Origin of the sequence: Vibrio agarivorans, from assembly GCF_030409635.1 — a bacterium.
Classification (GTDB): Bacteria; Pseudomonadota; Gammaproteobacteria; order Enterobacterales; family Vibrionaceae; genus Vibrio; species Vibrio agarivorans.
On the sequence record NZ_JAUFQF010000004.1, the window covers coordinates 1,905,486 to 1,926,049 of the forward strand.

The 20,564-nt window shown below is 45.7% G+C and carries 15 protein-coding genes and 2 pseudogenes; 12 read left to right on the forward strand and 5 right to left on the reverse strand.

Annotated elements, in window-relative coordinates; all coding sequences use genetic code 11:
* Positions 1 to 10: 10 nt before the first annotated feature.
* The 5 genes and pseudogenes from folC to purF all read left to right on the forward strand — a co-directional run bounded on the left by folC (position 11) and on the right by purF (position 3,957).
* On the forward strand, positions 11 to 1,279 hold the full coding sequence (folC, locus tag QWZ05_RS17365; protein ID WP_264877017.1) for a bifunctional tetrahydrofolate synthase/dihydrofolate synthase: 1,269 nt from the start codon (positions 11 to 13) through the stop codon (positions 1,277 to 1,279).
* Positions 1,280 to 1,499 (forward strand): annotated as a pseudogene (locus QWZ05_RS22390) (cell division protein DedD); the annotation flags it as partial.
* A 77-nt stretch (positions 1,500 to 1,576) separates the two neighbouring features.
* Positions 1,577 to 1,858: pseudogene (locus QWZ05_RS22395) on the forward strand (SPOR domain-containing protein); the annotation flags it as partial.
* 61 nt (positions 1,859 to 1,919) lie between these two features.
* Positions 1,920 to 2,411 (forward strand): CvpA family protein, encoded by a 492-nt coding sequence (locus QWZ05_RS17375; protein ID WP_264877019.1) that lies wholly within the window; start codon positions 1,920 to 1,922, stop codon positions 2,409 to 2,411.
* Positions 2,412 to 2,442: 31 nt separating this feature from the next.
* Positions 2,443 to 3,957 carry an amidophosphoribosyltransferase gene (gene purF / locus QWZ05_RS17380; RefSeq protein WP_264877020.1) on the forward strand — a complete coding sequence of 505 codons (1,515 nt, stop codon included), beginning with the start codon at positions 2,443 to 2,445 and terminating at the stop codon, positions 3,955 to 3,957.
* Positions 3,958 to 4,051: 94 nt separating this feature from the next.
* Here the strand turns inward: purF and znuB are convergent, their stop codons facing one another.
* Both znuB and znuC read right to left on the reverse strand, forming a co-directional pair.
* Positions 4,052 to 4,837 (reverse strand): zinc ABC transporter permease subunit ZnuB, encoded by a 786-nt coding sequence (znuB, locus tag QWZ05_RS17385; protein ID WP_290299695.1) that lies wholly within the window; start codon positions 4,835 to 4,837, stop codon positions 4,052 to 4,054.
* On the reverse strand, positions 4,830 to 5,612 hold the full coding sequence (znuC, locus tag QWZ05_RS17390) for a zinc ABC transporter ATP-binding protein ZnuC (RefSeq protein WP_290299697.1): 783 nt from the start codon (positions 5,610 to 5,612) through the stop codon (positions 4,830 to 4,832). Before znuC ends, znuB begins: the two co-directional genes overlap by 8 nt.
* Positions 5,613 to 5,709: 97 nt before the next feature.
* Between znuC and znuA the strand changes: the two genes are divergently transcribed.
* The 5 genes from znuA to QWZ05_RS17415 all read left to right on the forward strand — a co-directional run bounded on the left by znuA (position 5,710) and on the right by QWZ05_RS17415 (position 13,527).
* Positions 5,710 to 6,591: a zinc ABC transporter substrate-binding protein ZnuA gene (gene znuA, locus QWZ05_RS17395; protein WP_373875565.1), complete on the forward strand. Its 882-nt coding sequence runs from the start codon at positions 5,710 to 5,712 to the stop codon at positions 6,589 to 6,591.
* Positions 6,592 to 6,801: 210 nt separating this feature from the next.
* Positions 6,802 to 10,197, forward strand: a complete 3,396-nt coding sequence (locus QWZ05_RS17400; RefSeq protein ID WP_290299699.1) for a helix-turn-helix domain-containing protein — start codon at positions 6,802 to 6,804, stop codon at positions 10,195 to 10,197.
* A 611-nt stretch (positions 10,198 to 10,808) separates the two neighbouring features.
* Positions 10,809 to 11,033, forward strand: a complete 225-nt coding sequence (locus tag QWZ05_RS17405; protein ID WP_264877025.1) for a FeoA family protein — start codon at positions 10,809 to 10,811, stop codon at positions 11,031 to 11,033.
* Positions 11,030 to 13,300: a Fe(2+) transporter permease subunit FeoB gene (gene feoB, locus QWZ05_RS17410; RefSeq protein ID WP_290299702.1), complete on the forward strand. Its 2,271-nt coding sequence runs from the start codon at positions 11,030 to 11,032 to the stop codon at positions 13,298 to 13,300. The genes QWZ05_RS17405 and feoB overlap by 4 nt, the downstream gene beginning before the upstream one ends.
* A complete protein-coding gene (locus tag QWZ05_RS17415; protein WP_264877027.1) occupies positions 13,297 to 13,527 on the forward strand; it encodes a FeoC-like transcriptional regulator in 231 nt (76 codons plus the stop codon). Before feoB ends, QWZ05_RS17415 begins: the two co-directional genes overlap by 4 nt.
* A 103-nt stretch (positions 13,528 to 13,630) precedes the next feature.
* Here QWZ05_RS17415 and QWZ05_RS17420 read toward each other — a convergent pair whose 3' ends face one another.
* Both QWZ05_RS17420 and argS read right to left on the reverse strand, forming a co-directional pair.
* Positions 13,631 to 14,059 carry an HIT family protein gene (locus QWZ05_RS17420; RefSeq protein WP_264877028.1) on the reverse strand — a complete coding sequence of 143 codons (429 nt, stop codon included), beginning with the start codon at positions 14,057 to 14,059 and terminating at the stop codon, positions 13,631 to 13,633.
* A gap of 105 nt (positions 14,060 to 14,164) precedes the next feature.
* Positions 14,165 to 15,898 (reverse strand): arginine--tRNA ligase, encoded by a 1,734-nt coding sequence (argS, locus tag QWZ05_RS17425; protein WP_264877029.1) that lies wholly within the window; start codon positions 15,896 to 15,898, stop codon positions 14,165 to 14,167.
* Between the two features lie 177 nt (positions 15,899 to 16,075).
* On the opposite strand from argS, the gene QWZ05_RS17430 reads away from it, so the two are divergent.
* A complete protein-coding gene (locus QWZ05_RS17430) occupies positions 16,076 to 16,672 on the forward strand; it encodes a VOC family protein (RefSeq protein WP_390216862.1) in 597 nt (198 codons plus the stop codon).
* Between the two features lie 18 nt (positions 16,673 to 16,690).
* Here the strand turns inward: QWZ05_RS17430 and QWZ05_RS17435 are convergent, their stop codons facing one another.
* Positions 16,691 to 19,468: an insulinase family protein gene (locus QWZ05_RS17435; protein ID WP_290299708.1), complete on the reverse strand. Its 2,778-nt coding sequence runs from the start codon at positions 19,466 to 19,468 to the stop codon at positions 16,691 to 16,693.
* 500 nt (positions 19,469 to 19,968) lie between these two features.
* Between QWZ05_RS17435 and sixA the strand changes: the two genes are divergently transcribed.
* Positions 19,969 to 20,427 carry a phosphohistidine phosphatase SixA gene (sixA, locus tag QWZ05_RS17440; RefSeq protein ID WP_264877032.1) on the forward strand — a complete coding sequence of 153 codons (459 nt, stop codon included), beginning with the start codon at positions 19,969 to 19,971 and terminating at the stop codon, positions 20,425 to 20,427.
* Positions 20,428 to 20,564: the final 137 nt, after the last annotated feature.

Sequence of the window (20,564 nt, forward strand, 5' to 3'; positions counted from 1 at the left end):
TTGACATTAGATGACCCAACAAACGATTCCTCAAGCCACATCGCCTCTTTCGGTGTGGCTTGATTATTTAACCAATATTCATACCTCTGCGATAGACCTTGGCCTCGACCGAGTGTCAGCTGTTTGCCAAACAGCAAATCTTACTAAACCTGCCCCAAAAGTCATTACTGTCGCTGGTACCAACGGCAAAGGTTCTACTTGTGCGCTGATGGAAGCGATTCTGCTTGATGCTGGTTACTCTGTCGGTGTTTATAGCTCTCCCCACCTGATTCGATACAACGAACGTGTGCGCATTAATGGACAAGACCTGCCAGATGCCGAGCACAGTCGTGCCTTTGCACATATCGACCAGCAGCGTGGCGACACGAGTTTAAGCTTTTTTGAGTTCGGTACACTGGCCTCTCTTTACCTATTTAAGCAACACCAAGTTGATGTTGTGCTTCTAGAGGTTGGCCTCGGTGGACGCTTAGATGCCACCAACGTTGTCGAGCATGATGTCTCGGTGATTACGAGTTTAGCCGTTGACCACGTTGATTGGTTGGGGGATGACATTAATGTCATTGGCTTTGAAAAGGCGGGTATTTTCCGTTCTGATAAGCCGGCGGTGTGCGGCCAACCGAAAGCACCCGCGACGGTGGCAGGTCATGCCGATGACATTGGCGCCAAACTGCACCAAGTGGGTATCCAATACGACTACTCGCTAGAGGGCAGTGGTCAAACATGGCGCTGGAATAGCGGATCATTTAGCCTAGATACTCTACCTATTCCAACACTGCCATTGGCGAACGCAGCAACAGCGATTATGGCATTAGGATGTGCCGAGCTGGACATTAGCGATGTCAATATTGTGAAAGGATTAGAGCAGGCAACATTGCCGGGGCGTATGCAGCTCAAGGGTAATAAGCCCAAAGTGCTGTTAGATGTGGCGCACAATCCGCATTCAGCAGAGTATTTAGTTGAACAACTCAAGCAACACTATCCGAATCAAACCATTCATACTGTGGTCGCGATGCTACACGACAAAGATATTGCGGCCACTCTTGAAGTGTTAGGGCAATTGCCAACACATTGGTATCCGGCTTCCTTAACCGGCCCGAGAGCGGCACAGGCGAGTGAACTTAGCCAGCATTTACCAGATGTGTTTAAAGACTACTCGACGCCTGTAGAAGCTTATCAAGCCGCCCTCGAGCAAGCGCAACAGGATGATTTAGTCTTGGTTGTTGGCTCCTTCCATACGGTGGGAGAAGTGTTACAGCATATCGAATCACAAGGAGCCTAAATGGTTAGTAAGTTTCAAAGCCGCTTAGTGGGAACCATCATACTTGTCGCGGTGGGTATTATTGTCTTACCTGACTTGTTTGATGGTAAGAAGTTGCATTACAAGGAAGAGGTAGCGAGCATTCCTCTCAAGCCGCTGGTTGATGAAAACCCAGAGGTCTTCGAGATTCTTGAGCCTGTTGTCGATGAAGTATCATTGCCAGATGCCCCTGTTGAAGCGACGATCGATGAGAATGAACCACAGCAAGCAATAGTCACTGACGCTGAGCCAATCGAAGTGACTCCAGAACCTGAAGTGGTGGATGTTATCGTGAATGAAGTGCCTGAGCGCAATCAATACCAAGACTCTGCATGGATCATTCAATTGGTGGCACTGAAGAACAAAGATAATGCGATTAACTTGGTCAAAGACCTACAAAATCGTGGCTATCAAGCTCACACCAAAGAAGAAAATGGATTTACTCGTGTGATCATCGGTCCAGATGTTTCAAAAAGTAAGCTAGAGAAGCAAGTGACAGAGTTGGAGAAAATTACCGGCTCAAAAGGTCAATTGCTTAAATTTAAACCACTAAACCCATAAGAAAACGTTTGCGTCAGCGTTTTTTCTGTTAAAATGCGCGCCAACTTGATTTGTAGTTGCCATGAATACATTAGATATTGTCATTTTAAGTGTGATCGGTCTGTCGGCTTTGATCAGTTTAGTTAGAGGTTTTACCAAAGAGGCGTTGTCCCTCGTTATTTGGTTTGGCGCATTTTTTATCGCCAGTACCTACTATGCTAAGTTAGCCGTCTATTTTTCAAATATACAGGACGATCTGGTTAGAAATGGAGCTGCGATAGCGGCTTTGTTTGTTGCAACCTTGGTGGTTGGCGCAGTCGTAAACTACGTCATTGGCCAGTTGGTGCAGAAAACCGGTTTGTCTGGAACCGATCGAGTGCTGGGCATCGTTTTTGGTGGCCTGCGAGGCGTACTAATTGTATCGGCAGCTCTGTTTTTTATGGATGCATTTACTGCATTCCCAGAATCAGAGTGGTGGAAGAGTTCGCAATTGGTTCCTGAGTTCAGTCGAATCATTGCACCTTTCTTCGAGCACTTAACAGAAACTTCTAGCTTTTTATCCGGCGCTTTATAGCGCCGTCACTGTTAAAACCGAGGGTAAACACATGTGTGGTATCGTAGGAATCGTTGGTAATTCCCTTGTAAACCAGTCAATTTATGATGCATTGACTGTTTTACAACACCGTGGCCAAGATGCAGCGGGTATTTGTACCATCGATAGCAATCGTTTTCGTCTACGCAAAGCCAATGGATTGGTGAAGGATGTGTTTGAAGCAAAACACATGCAGCGCTTACAAGGAACAGTGGGGATTGGTCACGTTCGTTATCCAACAGCGGGTAGCTCTAGCGCTTCTGAAGCACAACCATTTTACGTTAACTCTCCGTTCGGCATCTCGCTGGCACACAACGGTAACCTAACGAACGCGCACAAAGTGCGTGAAAAGTTGTTTGAGAAAGACCGTCGTCACGTTAATACGACATCTGACTCTGAAGTGTTGTTGAACGTGCTTGCACATGAAATTGACATGGTGAAGGGTAACGTGACAACGGAAGATGTATTCCGTGCAGTAACCAATGTTCACCGTACTATTCGCGGTGCTTACGCTGTTGTTGCGATGATCATTGGCCACGGTTTGATTGCCTTCCGTGATCCAAATGGTATTCGTCCTTTATGCCTTGGTAAGCGCGAAGTTGAAGGTCGCACTGAATACATGGTAGCGTCTGAGTCAGTTGCACTTGATGCAGTGGGTTTCGACTTTATGCGTGACGTTGCTCCTGGCGAAGCGGTGTACATCACGTTTGACGGTCAACTTCACACGCAACAGTGTGCAGACAACCCAACGCTTAACCCGTGTATCTTTGAGTTCGTTTACTTTGCTCGTCCTGATTCATTCATCGATAAAATTTCTGTTTACAGCGCTCGCGTTGAAATGGGTAAAAAACTGGGTGAGCGCATTCAGAAAGAGTACGCTGATCTCGACATCGATGTCGTGATCCCAATCCCTGAAACATCGTGTGATATCGCACTACAAATCGCTCAAGCGATTGACAAACCATACCGTCAAGGTTTTGTTAAAAACCGCTATGTTGGACGTACATTCATCATGCCGGGTCAGCAGCAACGTAAGAAATCGGTACGTCGTAAACTGAATGCTATTCGCTCTGAGTTCAAGGGTAAAAACGTTCTTCTGGTTGATGACTCTATCGTGCGCGGTACTACGTCTGAGCAGATCATTGAGATGGCGCGTGATTCAGGTGCAAACAAAGTTTACATGGTGTCTGCTGCGCCAGAGATTCGCTTCCCGAACGTGTACGGTATCGATATGCCAAGTGCAAACGAGCTGATTGCACACGGCCGCGATAACCAAGCGATTTGTGAGCGTATTGGTGCTGATGAACTGATTTTCCAAACTTTGGAAGATTTGGTTGATGCAGTGGGCCTTGGTAACCCTGATATTGCACTGTTCGAAACGTCAGTATTTAACGGTGAATATGTGACAGGTGATATTGACCAAGCTTACCTAGATTTCCTTGATGAACTGCGTAATGATGATTCTAAGGTTCAGCGTGAAATTCAACAAGATCTTGCCAATCTAGAACTACACAACGAAGGCGCGTAATCGCTAAGATTCCCTTTTGTTGATCAACAAAAATGCCAGAGTCATTCGACTCTGGCATTTTTGTAGGTGCTGAATTAGCGATGGCGTCGGTGAATCAACTGCGTTTAGGGATTGTGTGAGAAAGCATAAACATAAAGGTTGATGCGAGCACGACGGATGGGCCAGCAGGTGTATCCCAATGCCATGACATAGACAACCCAGCGATCACAGACACACACCCTATCAATGAAGCGGTTAATGCCATCATTTCGGGTGAAGAAGACAATCGCCTTGCTGTCGCGGCTGGAATAATTAGTAGCGATGTGATGATTAAAGCCCCGACAAATTTCATTCCTACCGCGATCACTAAACCAACAAGCAACATTAGGATCAGTCGCATCAAGTCGACATTGACCCCTTCGACTTGTGCAATATCTTCGCTCACTGTTGAGTTGAGCAAAGGTCGCCAAACGCTGGCGACTATGGTTAGCACAACGGCAACACCACCGTAAATGAACCATAAGTCTTGAGGGCTGATGGCAAGCAAGTCACCAAAAAGGTAACTCATCAAATCAATACGCACGTTATCAAGAAAACTAACGGCAACAAGGCCGAAAGAGAGTGCACTGTGTGCCAATATACCTAATAGCGTGTCGGTGGCTATCATCTTCTGTTTTTGCAGCGTCACAAGAATCATTGCTAGGGCTAAACAGCAAACCGTTAGTGCCAGATAGAGATTGATGTCGAGCAGTAAGCCTAGCGCTAAGCCCATTAGAGAGGCATGCGCCAGTGTATCGCCAAAATAGGCCATGCGACGCCACACGACAAATGAGCCTAACGGACCAGAAATTAATGCGATGCCAAGACCGGCTAGTAGTGATGGTAATAGAAACTCAATCATGGTGATGCCCGTGAAGTGGATTACAGCATGCTTCGGCATCACCGGATACTGGATTGCCTGACAAGTCGTGATGATGTTGATGTTGGTGGGTGTAAACCGCGAACGCCTCTCTGCCTCGATGACCAAATAGAGCAAGATACTCAGGGTGTGTGGAGATGTCTTCAGGAGCGCCAGAGCAGCATATGTGATGTTGTAAGCAGATGACCTCGTCTGTTTTAGCCATGACTAAGTGCAGATCGTGCGACACCATAAAGATGCCACAATCGAAGCGATGTCGTAGACTCTCAATCAGTTCATAGAGGTCAATTTGACCCTGCACATCGACACCTTGTGCAGGCTCATCTAACACCAGTATATCCGGCCTACGTAATAAGGCTCTTGCAAGAAGAACGCGCTGGGTTTCACCACCCGACAGAGTGTTCATGGTACTTTTTGCTAGATGTTCTGCCCCAACGAGTTTCATTGCACTATTGAGCTCTTGCTGACTATATTTACCCGACAGCCTTAGAAAGCGTGAAACATCGAGTGGTAGTGTTTCGTTGAGAGATAGCTTCTGCGGTACATAACCAATCTTAATGTTATTACTCAACGAGACATGGCCATCCGTTGGTTTGACGAGCCCAAGGACAACTTTCACTAACGTTGATTTTCCGGCGCCGTTTGGGCCGATAATGGTGGTTATTTTTCCACGCTCAATGTTGAGTGAAACCCTGTTTAATACAGAACGCCCGTCAAAGTTGACGCTGACATTGGTCAGAGAGAGTAGGGCAGCCATTAATAGAACTCCATAAATAAGACTCATTTGCAAAAATGTAATGTTATAATGTAACATTTACCTTTCTTTAAATCTAACCAAGAAGATGAACACAGCCATGCAAAGGATAATGCCACTTATTGTGAGCCTAGCAATTTTTTCTACTCCAGTTAAGGCGTTAGAAGTTTTGACGTCTTTCAAGCCAATCCAAATGATTACGCTTGAACTCACCAAAGGTGTGACCGAGCCAGATGTTCTAATGGAGTCTAGTGCATCACCCCATGATTATGCACTTCGTCCGTCAGATGCGATGAAGATACAAAATGCAGATATCATTATTTGGTTTGGCCACGATCTTGAAACCTTTATGTCGCGCTTAGTAGACGGCGACAAGCGAGTTATCACGATTAGCGATTTTGATGGTGTTGAACTGCGTGAGTTTGAAGATGGGCACAGTCATGATGGTCACGACCATGGTTCGACGGACCCACATTTCTGGCTTGGTATGAACACGACGCGAGATATCGCTAAAGTTATTTCACAAGAGTTGTCTCAGCGAGACCCGGCGAACAAACAGCGGTATCAGGAAAATTACTTGGCTTTTGAGCAGTTAATAGACGATGAGAAGAGAGCGATTACACAAAAACTCTCATCAGTAAAAAGTCATGGGTATTTCGTTTTTCATGACGCTTATGGGTACTTTGAAGATGAATTTGAACTAAATAATCTTGGACACTTCACAGTGAGCCCAGAGCGCAAACCAGGTGCAAAAACCTTGATTTCAATTCGTAAAACTCTTGCCAAAGGTGAGGCTAAATGTGTTTTTTCAGAACCTCAGTTTACGCCTGCTGTGATTAACTCTGTGACTCGTGGCTCAAATGTCGAAGTAGGGACTTTGGACCCTGTCGCCTCTACGATTAAGGTTCAACAAGGTAGCTATATCGAATTTATGAATCAATTAGCAGACAGCTTTGTAAGCTGCTTGGCAAAAGAAGGGTAACTCGCAAAAGTGTGTGTAAAGGGAGTGTATGTTTTCCCTTACATGTGACCGTTTTTGCGCTTTACTGATTGCTACTCGTAGTGAGTCCAAATTTGTTCGACAATAAGTTAATATCATTATTTAGCATCGCAAAATAAGAAACCCTTTTTTTATAGAGGTACTAACCATAAGCGTTGCGATTAGATTTGACTTGTTGTCGGACAGAAACCATTGCGCAGACTCATATTTATTGCAGTCATCCTGATCGGGTGGCTATTCGCTATTCAACCGATTTACGCGGCAGGGACGCGTACTTCTGTATTTTATCCCCTTCCAACCCTCTCTCAAGGGAAGGTATTCTCCTCGAAGCAGCTCTTTGCCTCTGATACTGGCGGCATTTGGATACACGATGTTCACGGTGACGTTTACTTCTTTGATGGCGACACGGTGTTGCCTAGTCGTGGCAGTATCTTTAGTCAATCCTATGATCATCTCACCTACAATCATGGGATATTTTGGACGTTTGAAGATCACAAGCTGCTTAAACTCGTGCCAAATCAACCCGCTTCAGTTGTAATCAATATTACGCCAGGCCAACAGATTCAGGCTATAGGCTCGCGTGATGATTGGGTGTGGTTTACCGATGACAATCACTTTTATACCTACCATATAGAAAGCCAGACTCTTGATCTTTTTCCGTTGCTGTCGGTGTATCGGCAAAATCAATCAAGCCAAATTTATGTGACGGATGCAGAGAGGGTAGGTAGTAAATGGGTATTGGCAACGAATTCTGGTGTTTATGTCTCGAATGAGCGTGAGTTTCAACACGTTCCAGCGTCTGGAAAGCGCTATATTGAAAAGCTTCACTACTCATCAAATCGACAGGAAATGGTGGTGGGGACACTTAATGGCGCACTGGTGTTCGGCATTCATAAGCAGACCAAGATGCCACGTTACATTGGCAATTCACATGTCTTATCGATTGCTGAAACAGACGAAGGTTATTGGGTTGGGACGGAAAATGGCCTGTTCGTCTACACCTCAGAAACAGGGGCGATAACACAGTTACAGTCGAGTCAATTAAGTGACTACAATCTTGTTGGCGATAAAGTCTACGCGCTAGTCAATGACCAATATGGCGGGCTTTGGGTCGGAAGTGATCGCGGGGTGCGTTATCACTCTTTGTTTAGTCGTCATTATTCCCGTCTGTCAGCGAATGAAGTGACAAAAATGTCTCGGGGCGAGAAAGCCCTTTATCTAACGGCAAGTGAGCAGAGTGAAGGTTATTGGTTAGCGACCAATGAAGGACTGTACAAGCTTAACCCTGAGAAAAGAGAATCTCCAAAACTGGTTTATCGCGGGAAAGTGCTTGATGTGGCCCAGTATCAGCAAGCTTTATGGCTGGCGACACCTGAAGGTATAGTGAGTTTTGATCTAATAACCAATAGTAGTGAGTTGGAGTATTTGCCCCCTGGTGTTAAAGCGCCTCAATCGATTGAATTAACAAAAGATGGAACGCTTTGGGGCGTTTCAGATCAAAGCCTATGGCAGCTAGACCTTAAGAGCAAAGAGTTTCGTTCTCTCGGGCAAGATTGGTGGATTAGCCAGTACTTGCCAGCAAAAGTGACAGAGCTAGTCGCCCATACGGATGAAAGTGTGTTTATTGGTACTGACCATGGGCTTTATATACTCAAGCAAAATAGAGTGCGTTTTGTTCGTCAATCCTATGAATTGGGTGAAGTAATCGATATTAAAGTCACCCAGGATAAGGTTTGGGTTGCTGCGACTTATGGTCTCTATGAGTTGGATTTGGACTCGTTGGCTCTTACTAGACTTGAAACCGTGAGTGCAGGTATTGGTCCAAGATGTTTAGCCGCTACTGATCACGGCGTCTGGCTTGCCTCTTCTATGGGCTTATCGCTTTATCAGCATAACGGCACATTGACACGCCACTATTCGCCCCCACAGGGGACAATCAACAATGAATTTCTCGCTAACATTTGTGTTAACGAGCAGTTCGATGTCAATCAGGTTAGTTTCGGAACACGTTCAGGTTTGTTAAGTTTCAATGCCACCGAGCTGTTGGAGGCATCTCAACCAGAAACGCAGATTGTATTTAGTCAGGTGGATGTTAACTTTCACCCAATTCAAACTGGTATGGTAAACCGTAACCCAATCAGCATTGAGTTTGGTGATTCAATCAGTTTTCTTATCGGAACGTTGCCGAGTAACACGGGCAATAGAAAATACTATCGTCTCGGGAGTGAGAAGGAATGGACGCCACTTGAAGGTCGACAGGTCACAATTGATCGCCTGCATCCCGGTCAGCATAAAATTGAAGTACAGTTAATTTCGCCGTTTGGCAAAATCGTGGCGACAGACGCTCTCACCTTTGAGGTACAAAAACCTTGGTTCATGAAGCCAATGGCTTTAGCACTGTTTACCGTAGCGTCGGTGTGTCTCATATTAGGCTTGATTATCTGGCGATCACACAGGGTGATGCTAGCAAACCGACGATTGCGCGCTCAAGTTGCTCTGAAAACGAATCAGCTAAAGCATCAAAGTAAAGCGGTACTCAATAGTAACAAGCTGTTAAGAAAGCAGATTGAGATTCGACAAGCGTTGCTCGGGAATGTGTCCCTCAGTCAATGTCACGATGGCAACAGTGTGGCAGAGGGGGAGCTCAATCAGGCTGAGCTTATGCTACGTATGTCGGGAGAGGGTCATATTTTAGAGCCGATAGCTTACGATCTGTTGCCTATTTCTAAACTGGCGATTAATTGCTGGCAAAATGAATTTGATTTGAAGGGTGTTGCCGTTGAGTTCAAGCATCAAGAACCTCGAGCTTGTGCCATGATTCAGCAAATGAACTTAGACAACATGCTGAATGTGATCCTTGCAAATAGCCTAAGGCGAATAATGTCTGGGGGTTCACTGTTACTTGAGTGGAAGGTTGATGATAGCCAAGTATCGTTGCTGATTACCGATCAGGGCAGGCAGCTACCAATGTTTTTAGACGAGCGAGACAAACATCAGGGTTCTGTCGCCTATGAATCGCTTCCTTATCACGCCTCACTCTCAGGTGGAGTACTCACGCGAGAGGTTAGCTCACAGAAAAACTGTCTTATTTTGGCGTGGGATATTGCCTCTTGTACCAATCAAGCGGCAAGTGAGCGGATAGAGCGATCAACAGATGTATCGCAGGACAATGAGTCCCGAAAGGCAGATAACACCGCGAATCAAAAGCACAGTAATACACCGCACAATCGCAGTACAGCGTTAGACGCGCAAACTCGTTGGCTACACCGAGTTGAGGCGCTGCTTGAAGAGCATTACAGTGATGCACAATTTGGTACGGCTCAAGCGGCCAAATTACTGTTTACTTCGGAGCGCAGCTTACAGCGAAAGTTTAAGTCGATGACCAATAAGACCTTTACTGAGGCATTGATTGAATTGAGGTTAGAAAAAGCGTGTGAAAAGCTACTCAGTGGCCAGCGTATTTCTGATGTCGCATTTGATTGTGGATTTAACGACCACTCGTACTTTAGCCAGCGATTTAAACTTCACTATGGTTTGTCACCGTCACGATTTGTCGATACGCAAAGTGGTGTAACTGAATTGGTTTAGTTGACTTCGAGCTAGCGTGAAAGAGAAAAATGAGTAAGTAATTAAGAGCGGTGCTTTGTATGAGTGCCGTTTTTTTGATCTGAATAAAAGGAGTTATCTGCCTAAACAAAGGGGAAAAAGTGCTGGGGAGGTAATTAGAAAAAAAATAACGTGGTATAGCCGGGGGGACTATACCACGGGTGTCAATGACACCTTCGCTTGCTGCCGGAGTGTCACATCAGATGATGTAACACCTCTGGAATTCAATATTGGTTAAGAGCGGTTGCTCTCTCCCGTGGATGGGTTAACTATACGAAATTGAACTTATTTCACGTATTAAATTAACGACAAGTTAGTGTAATAAAAGCGACATTTAGCCTAGTCAAGGTTAGTCGATTGAATTTATTTGCTTTTTTATTTAATTTGCGCTGGTGAATCCCTTATTCGACTGAAAAAGTACTCTCGTTAAAATCAATATTTGACGTTTTTAACGAGAGTTTAGCGTTGAGTATTTGCTGCAAATGTAAAAACCTCACATTAAAAGTGGAAAATATGATTTCAATCGAGGACGAAAATACTAATGAAGGGTACTATTGCAAATAATAATAGTTATCAATAGCGATTTTATCTCAATGAAATTATCTCAGCTCACCCCAGGTCAAAGGGCGACTGTCAGTGGGTTTAAGCAACTCGACAGCATTGTCCGCAAAAAACTTATGGTAATGGGGATTCTACCCAATACTGAAATACGTTTAATTCGTCGAGCACCGATGGGCGACCCGTTGCAGGTTGAGGTGCGTGGCGTATCGATTGCGCTGCGTAACGCGATTGCAGAGAGTATTGAGGTGACGTTATGAGCTACACGATTCTAACAGTGGGTAACCCAAATAGCGGTAAGACCACACTCTTCAATGCACTAACCGGTGCCAAACAGCAGGTGGGCAACTGGGCTGGTGTGACCGTTGAAAAGAAAACAGGCCAATTTGAGCACGCAGGCGAACAGTTTGAGCTCACTGACCTCCCCGGCATTTACTCTTTAGATAGCGGCAACGACAGTAATAGTATTGATGAATCTATTGCTTCACGCGCTATTCTTACGCACCCTGCCGATGTGATCATCAATGTGGTAGACGCAACTAGCCTAGAGCGCAGCCTTTATATGACAACACAGCTACGAGAGTTGGGTCGCCCGATGATCGTGGTACTTAACAAGCTTGATGCGCTTAAACGTGAGCGCCAGCGTATTGATGTCAAAGGGTTAGAGAAAGCACTGGGCTGTCCGGTGTTGCTTATGTCGGCAACGGATAAAGAGCAAGTCGCAAGCTTCAAAGAAAAACTGCATAAAATGCTGGTTCAAAGCATTGCTACTCATGCTTTTTCTCTTGACTACGGAATTGAACTTACCCAACAAATAATGGCGTTGTCGCCTCTATTTGAAGGCCGCGAAGTGGTTTCATCGGCGTTAGCAGTGCGAGCACTAGAACAAGATACGCTGATCTTAAATAGTGTTTCCGATGATACACGGCAGAGAGTCAATCATGCTCTGGTGAATATAGAGATAGATGTCGATCTGCAAGTGGCCAACGTACGTTATGGCTATTTGCATGAGCTTTGTAAGCGCGTACGCCGTAAAGAAGGCGGGTTGAGTCGCAGCGTATCAGAGAAAATCGACCAATTTACCCTTAATAAATGGACGGGGATTCCCTTCTTTTTTGTTGTCATGTATCTGATGTTTATGTTCTCAATTAACATCGGTAGTGCATTTATTGACTTCTTTGATATTGGTGTCGGTGCGCTACTCGTCGATGGCGGACATTATCTGCTGGATGATCATTTGCCGGTGTGGTTAGTGACGGTATTGGCTGATGGTATTGGTGGTGGCATTCAAACGGTTGCCACCTTCATTCCGGTGATCGCCTGCTTGTACCTGTTCTTAGCGGTACTCGAAAGCTCAGGTTATATGGCGCGAGCGGCGTTTGTCCTTGATAAAGTGATGCAGAAAATAGGTTTGCCGGGCAAAGCGTTTGTTCCATTAGTATTGGGTTTTGGCTGTAATGTACCCTCTATTATGGCAACGCGTACTCTTGACCAAGAGCGCGAGCGTAAACTCGCAGCTTCCATGGCGCCGTTTATGTCTTGCGGAGCACGTCTGCCAGTTTACGCGTTATTTGCAGCTGCTTTCTTCCCAGGCTCTGGTCAGAATGTCGTCTTCGCCTTATATCTACTTGGTATTGTTGCTGCTGTCTTTACGGGACTATTTCTAAAGAAAACCCTCTACCCAGGTAGCAGCGATAGTTTGGTGATGGAAATGCCTGACTACGAACTGCCTACGATACAAAATGTTATGATTAAAACGTGGCAGAAGCTCAAACGTTTTGTTCTTGGAGCGGGTAAAACGATTGTGGTAGTGGTCGCGCTTCTGAGCTTTTTCAACTCAATGGGTACAGATGGTTCATTTGGCAACGAAGACAGTGACAAATCGGTATTGTCTCAAGCTGCGCAAGTGGTGACACCGGTGTTTTCACCAATCGGTATTCAGCAAGATAACTGGCCAGCGACCGTGGGTATTATTACTGGTATTTTTGCTAAAGAGGCTGTTGTTGGTACTTTGAACAACCTTTATACCTCTGCCGAAGGTGAAGACGAAGCGTTTGATCTTATCGCAAGCCTTGAAGAAGCGGTAATGTCAATTCCAGAAAACTTGGCCGGGTTGAGCTACTCTGATCCTCTCGGCATTGAGGTAGGGGACTTGACAGACACAAGCGCAGTGGCAGAAGAGCAGGAGGTGGATACCTCAATCTTCGCCAATATAAAGCAACAGTTTGCGACTGGTCATGCGGCATTTGCGTACCTAATCTTCATCTTGCTATATACCCCATGTGTGGCGGCGATGGGGGCTTATGTTAAAGAGTTTGGTGCTCTATTTGCTCGCTTTATAGCGGTGTGGACAATGGCTCTCGCCTACTTTGGTGCGACGTTCTACTATCAAGCAGCACACTTTGCTGACCACCCGCTGTCAAGCGCGGTTTGGATGATCGTCATTGTAGGGGCTTACGTCACGACTTACGGATTAATGAAAAAAGCAGGAGCTAAGCGCTCAGCACTTGAGGCTTCGCCAGTATGATCGTCTCTCGGTTGTTTGAGTACATCAAGCAAAATGGCACAGTTGGGCAAGCGCAACTTGCTCAACACTTTGGAATCAGTGCCGATGGTGTCGATGCAATGCTGGCAATTTGGATAAGTAAGGGTAAATTAACCCGGCTGGTGGATACCTCTCCTGTTACGCAAGAGCAACGAGTACGCTATGCGATAACTCAACGGGGTGGGCTATCACTGACCGTCGAAATGTGATGAATAGGCTGAGTTTAGCGACTCAGCCTTTTTTATAATCTAGATTTTCAACTTGGTAATAAGATAACCTATGGCTCAGCACAAAATGGCAGGTCTTTGCACATTAAGCCTTCTGAAAGAGTGAGCTTAGCGATAATACATTCTGGATACGTGTCATTAATTGAAGTTGTTCTTCATCGGCGCGAAGTTGGCCTTCGGTGTTGCCCCAGATAGGTCCGGGCCAAGCGATATCATCTTTAAAGCGAGCAATGTGATGAATGTGAAGCTGAGGCACCATATTCCCAAGCGCGCCCAGGTTGAGTTTGTCTGGACGAAAGGTTGCTTCCAGTGCTTGGCTAACCGCTTGTGATTCTAGCAAGAACTGTTGCTGCTCTTTCATTGGCAGATGGTGAAGCTCTTTCAAGTCTGCTCTTTTAGGAACGAGAATAACCCAAGGCACCGCATTGTCTTTGTGCAGTAGGGCGACACATAAAGGGAAGTGCCCAATAACCGTGGTGTCTTTGCTTAATTGTGGATGAAGTTCAAAGCTCATAATGTTGTTCCCTGTCGGCTGAGTAATGAAATTATACGCCATATAAAACAAAAGGTTGACGCTCTCACGTCAACCTTTTGAAGTTTCACTGTTCTCGTTAAGAGATTACATGCGATCTAGAGTATCGATACCTAGTAGCGATAGGCCCTGCTTGATGGTTTTCGCCGTTAGCGCTGCTAACTTCAAGCGACTTTGCTTGATGCTCTCATCTTCAGTAGACAAGATTGGACACGCTTCGTAGAAGCTTGAGAATAGACCCGCTAGCTCAAATAGGTAGCTACACATGATGTGTGGCTGACCTTCACGAGCGACAGATTGAACCGCTTCTTCAAACTGCATCAGCTTCGCGATCAGGGTCTTCTCTTTTTCGTCAGTGACTTTGATTTCACCTTCTAGCGAGTCCATTGAAACGCCAGCTTTTGCGAATACAGAAGAGACACGCGTGTAAGCATATTGCATGTAAGGCGCTGTGTTGCCTTCAAATGCCAGCATATTGTCCCAGTCAAACACGTAGTCTGTAGTACGGTGCTTAGAGAGATCGGCGTATTTCACTGCCGCCATCGCAACAGTAGTCGCAATGTTTGCTTTTTCGTCAGCATCAAGATCAGGGTTCTTAGACTCGATCAGCTTGGCTGCACGTTCTTCAGCTTCGTCAAGAAGATCCGCTAGACGAACTGTACCGCCCGCGCGAGTTTTGAATGGTTTACCGTCTTTACCCAGCATCATACCAAAGGCATGGTGCTCAAGTGATACAGACTCAGGAATGTAGCCCGCTTTGCGAACGATAGTCCAAGCCTGCATTAGGTGTTGGTGCTGGCGTGAGTCGATAAAGTACAGAACGCGGTCTGCGCCCAGCTCTTCATAACGGTATTTTGCACACGCGATATCTGTTGTCGTGTATAGGAATCCGCCATCGCGTTTTTGAATGATAACGCCCATTGGGTCGCCATCTTTATTTTTGTACTCATCAAGGAATACAACCTGTGCACCGTCATCTTCAACTGCAAGACCTTGTGCTTTAAGGTCAGCAACGATACCTGGTAGCATGCTGTTGTATTGGCTCTCACCCATTACGTCATCACGGGTAAGCGACACATTAAGACGGTCGTAGTTACGCTGGTTCTGGATCATGGTGATATCAACCAGCTTCTTCCACATTTCACCGCAGAACTCATCACCGCTTTGTAGCTTAACAACGTAGTTGCGTGCTTTTACTGCGAACTCTTCATCTTCATCGTAGAGCTTTTTCGATTCACGGTAGAATGCTTCTAGGTCAGACAGTTCCATTGACACTTCGCCTGACTCTTGTTGTACGCGCTCAAGGTTAGCGATAAGCATACCGAACTGTGTACCCCAGTCGCCAATGTGGTTAGCGCGGATAACATTATGTCCTAGGAACTCAAGTGTACGAACAACGGCGTCACCGATGATGGTTGAGCGCAAGTGACCAACGTGCATCTCTTTTGCCACGTTTGGTGCAGAGTAGTCTGCTACGATTGTTTGTGCTTGTTCAGCGTTAACACCAAGGCGAGCATCCGCCAGCGCTGCATCTGCTTGCTGAGCCAGAAAAGCTTCATCTAGGAAGATGTTGATAAAACCAGGGCCCGCAATCTCAACCTTGCTCGCGATACCTTGTAGATCAAGAACGTCTAGCACTTTTTGAGCAAATTCTCGTGGGTTTGTGCCGAGTTTTTTCGCAACGCCCATTACACCGTTTGCTTGGTAATCACCAAATTGTGGCTTTGCTGATTGACGAACGGCTGCAGGGCTGCCTGCCGGTGCGCCAGCGGCTTCTAGAGCCTGAGATACTTTGTCATTAATTAGTGCTTGGATATTCACACGCGTTTCCTTCATTTCAAGGACGAAAAGCTCGGCTTAACATCGCCGAGTTTTGTTTGAGTTCACAAAAATGGCGCTAATGATAACAATTTTATTTGCTGTCATACAGAGAGGATTTGGGGAAATTTTGTCACAAACGGGGTATATTGCCTGTCAAATTCGCTCAACAAGAGAAAAATCATGACTTCATTATCATTGAAGCGCTTAACTCCGTCACAAATGCAAGAAGATCTGCCGCTGTTCATGGACAAAATTGACCAGCTTGCTCGGTTGCTAGGCTTAGATCTTTCAAGTTATCAAGCTGATCATATTGCACTGCGAATTAATGACACAAAACTGGCGCAACAAGCACGAGATGCTTGGGGGCTATCGGGTGTTGAAATCTCTCAGGCACAGATCAACGGTCGACCGATTATCGTTAGCTTATTTAACCAGCCTTTAAATACAGAAAAATGGACAATTGAGTGTCTAGAACTTCCATTTCCGGTAGAGGGTAAAATCTACCCGCAGGAAGGGTGGGAGCACGTGGAATTTGTTGTGCCGTCTGAAGCTCAAACTGCCCAAGCTTACTTAGAGGATTTGCAGATAATTTTTCCGCGTTTGTCACAAACCTTAAGCGACCTTGATGCCCTTAAAGTGAAAATGAAACTATCAAGCCCGAAGGGAGAGGGGGAGCGTTTAAACAATCCAACGGTGGCATTTAAGCACCAGGGTATTTGTATCAAACTCCACCCTCATAGCCTGAGAGCGATTGTGGCATCCGAGCAAGAGTGAGTTTACTCACGGGTTTATCTAACCCAGTTCACAGTCTTTCGGTTTAAGCTGAAACTCTTTAATTGAGCCAATTTCTTGACCTAGCGAAAGTGGCTCACAATCGTTGTGGGCATTCCCTTTCGTATGCATCACCAAACGGTTTGAGGTTCTAGGTTTAAGCTCATTCACGACAAAGCGAATCATATCCGCTCGAGTGAGGGATTTAAGCTCATCCAAAACCACCTCTTTTTGATTGAACTCATGGTCTTTGTTACCGATGGCAACCCATAGCCGTTGAGCACGGTTTCGCATGGTTTGATCGGGTGTCGCAATTTGGTTCCAAAGGCCACGCTTGCTGCTATGCCATTGATAGTCGTCGAGCTCTAACAGCACCATATAGAACGCATTGAGAAACTCATCGATAGATTGGATCAACTCATTGGGGCCCACTTTAGGCGATTGAACATAAGCTACGATACCTGGGTGGCGGTTCAGTGGCATATTGCCTGTTCCCACCATATACCCCAGTTGTTGCTTGGTTCTAATTTCATTGAAGAAGGCCGCAGACATTAGGTGATTGGCCAGCGAATAGAGTGCGATGGAGCGAGTGTCAGAATTATCGCATTGGTAATAAACCACGACGGCAGAGTCATCTTGACCACATTGATGCTCTCGTTGATAAGTTCCTTGGTTACCTAACATGATGAGGGGGCGCAGTGACTCTTCATAGGTCTGGTTTTTTACGCGCAGCGCGTTTTTGATGGTCTCACCTAACTCAAACGCTTCACTTTGTGTCCAGTCACCATAAACGAACATTTCGACATGTAAGGTCGCCAGCAGTTGCTCGACAAAGGGTGGCAGTTCATCAAGCTCTATGCTCTCTAGCGCCTGCGCCAAAACCGATGCGGGCGGGTTGTTGGGTTGCAATAGGCCCGTCATCGCATTAAATAGCTGCGAGATAGGTCTATCTTTTGCAGAATTATTCCACGCCCTCGCCAACAGGGTTTTTATGGTAGTAAAACGCTCTGGGTTGAAGCTACGTTCAGTAAACTTCTTCAAGATCATCTTGAGTAACTCTGGTTGCTTTTGTGAAAAGCCTGATACCGTGAGTGTAACTCCCCCTTGGTGGGTGTAGAGGTTGTAACCCATGCCAGCAATTTCAGCTTGATAAGTATCTTGTGCTAACGCATCAAGTAACATCTCAACACACAGGCGCGTTTTGACGATATTGCTTGGACTTGCCACCGCATGAGGACTATCAATGGCGATGTAAGTCATCCCTTTTGGTACCCGGTACTCGGTGTCTTGCAAGTGCCAAAGAGTGAACCCTTCTGCTTCCTCTATGATCGTCGGGTTATCTTGTTGTCCTTCGATGGCTTTGGGTTCAAGGTCGTAGCAGATGAATGGGTTTTTCTCTGGCAGTGCCGAATCAAAGGTCGGCTTTTGCTCGGAATAGTATGCGTGTTCTTGTGGTGTGATAGATCGGCATGAATAGGGAGTGAAATACCATTTCGCCTCACGGTCGTATTCAAGCCCTTGGGCAACCACAGTAATACGCGCGTTTTGTGTGGTAAAAAAGCCAAGACATTGTTTGATTGCAACTTCGTCATAGGCGGCCATCATATAGTCACCATAGATGTAATCATCAGGCTCATAATGCTGCATATTCACCACAAGGTGGCTGGCCTTGTCCATCGTACGAGTCGGCTCTTGAAAACGGAATGCTGCTTCAAGAACGGCTTGTTTCTCCCAATAACGCCACTCTTGCAACCCATGTGACTCGATTTGACGAATAGCTTGCATGATAGCTTGTACAATATCGTCAATGTGTTGAAGTCCCACTTCAGTCAAAGAGCAGCTCACAGTAAATTCGCGATAATTGCTGCCGCTAACGCCTCCGCCTGCGGATAAACCTAATATCCAGCCCGCTTCCTTGAGCTTGAGCATCAGACTATCAGGCCCTTCATATCCAATCAGGTGAGCGATATAAGAGAGTGGCTTAGTTTGGTAGTAATCGTCCATCGCTGGCAAAATAAAAGCAATGGAGAGCTTGCGCATCTCTTTTAGTGGTTCAACGTGAACCCGCAGACCGACACTTTTTTCATCAACGAGAGCGACAGAGACTGTCTTGCCTTGCTTACTGTTGTTTTCGATTGAGGCAAAGTATTTGGTTGCATGCTGCTCTAGAGTGTCGAGAGAGTCGGGTGAAATCAGCACGAGTGTCATAATATCAGCGGAGTACTGCTGCTGATGAAATTGCATGACCACATCACGAATAGATTCATTCTCCCTGTCTTCTAGGGTTTCTATATTTCCCACTGAAAATTGACTGAAGGGGTGCTGGGCACTCACAAGCTCTTTGTGCACTTGATAGAGTCGTCGACTGTCATCATTGAGTTTCATTTTGTATTCAGAATCGACGGCATGGCGCTCTTTATCTGCTGCGTCTGGGTTAAACAGCGGCGCTATGAAAAATTGACTGAATCGGTCTAGCCCTTGCTCGAAGGTGTCGTTGCTGATATCAAAGAAAAAGCAGGTATGTTCCGTGCCAGTCCAGGCATTATTGCTTCCACCGTGCTGGCTAATGAAACGTTGAAACTCCCCGACGTTGGGAAATTTCTCGGTACCGAGAAATAGCATATGTTCAAGGTAGTGAGCGAGTCCTTCGCGATCTTGAGGATCATCAAAATGGCCGACATTGACCGCGAGTGCAGCGGCAGATTTTTGCGCTTGGGCATCTTGAACCAGTAACACCCGCAACGCATTGTCGAGAGTAAGGGCTCGGTATTGGCATTTATCATTGGGACTAATATGCACGAAAAAGCTCCGAAAAGTAGGTTACTCGAACTCCATGGATAAATTGAGGCCCACTATAGCGAGGCCACTGGAGAGCGGAGCAACGTCATGAATAAGGAGATTGCCCAAGGACGCCAAAAGGCATGAAGTCGACTTTGCTCATCGTTATCGTTGAGTACAATGCGATCCATCGGTGCGTCAAAAAGCTAGGCAAACGTATCTAGATACATTGAATATAGTATGAGGTGAAATGGTTTGTAGGTAAAATTGTTAATGAAAAAAGGGCTTTGCAAAGCAAAACTTCGCCTTATACCGACGCAAATGATGCTATGTTTAATGAAAATAGTTGCGCAACAGTTGCATGAAGATAGCTCGATTAGTATAGACAGCTCACAGGTTTGCACTAGTGATACTTGTATGTCGTACAAAATAGCAAGAAAATACTCGGCTACGACTCGGGAAGCTTATATCTTAAGTTGATGTAGGTCTCTGTTGTCCCGTGACAGATTAAGGTTAGAGCAATGAAAGTGATTATTATGCGTCACGGTGAAGCGGAAATGTTTGCTTCATCGGACTCTGAGCGTCAATTAACAGCGAAAGGTGTTGATGGCAACTTGGCTGCCGCGGATAAGTTGAACGCACAAGGCGTCACTCAACTGGATAAGGTTCTCGTGAGTCCTTATGTGAGAGCCCAGCAAACGTGGGATAATATTGGTCACAAATTTGACACACAAAATGTCGAAGTGTTTGAAGATATCACCCCCTATGGTGACGCAGATGACGTTCTGCAATATGTATGCGCCATTGCTGAGATGGAAAACCTTGACAGCATTATGTTGGTTTCACATCTACCATTGGTGAGTTACATGACCTCGGTGTTTGCCTCAAATGCAACGCCACCGATGTTCGTGACTTCTGGGGTTGCGGTGGTCGATTTTGATCCAGTGAAACGAACGGGTGAAATCGAATATCAGCTTTGATGGTTTCGATCATTTCAGTTTTTGTTTAAATAACAAAAAGCTGTCTTTGCCATGGGGGTAAGACAGCTTTTTGACGTTTTTAAGCGGAACGAATATTGCATCCACTCGACGTTCATAATGATTTTAATTTACGTCAA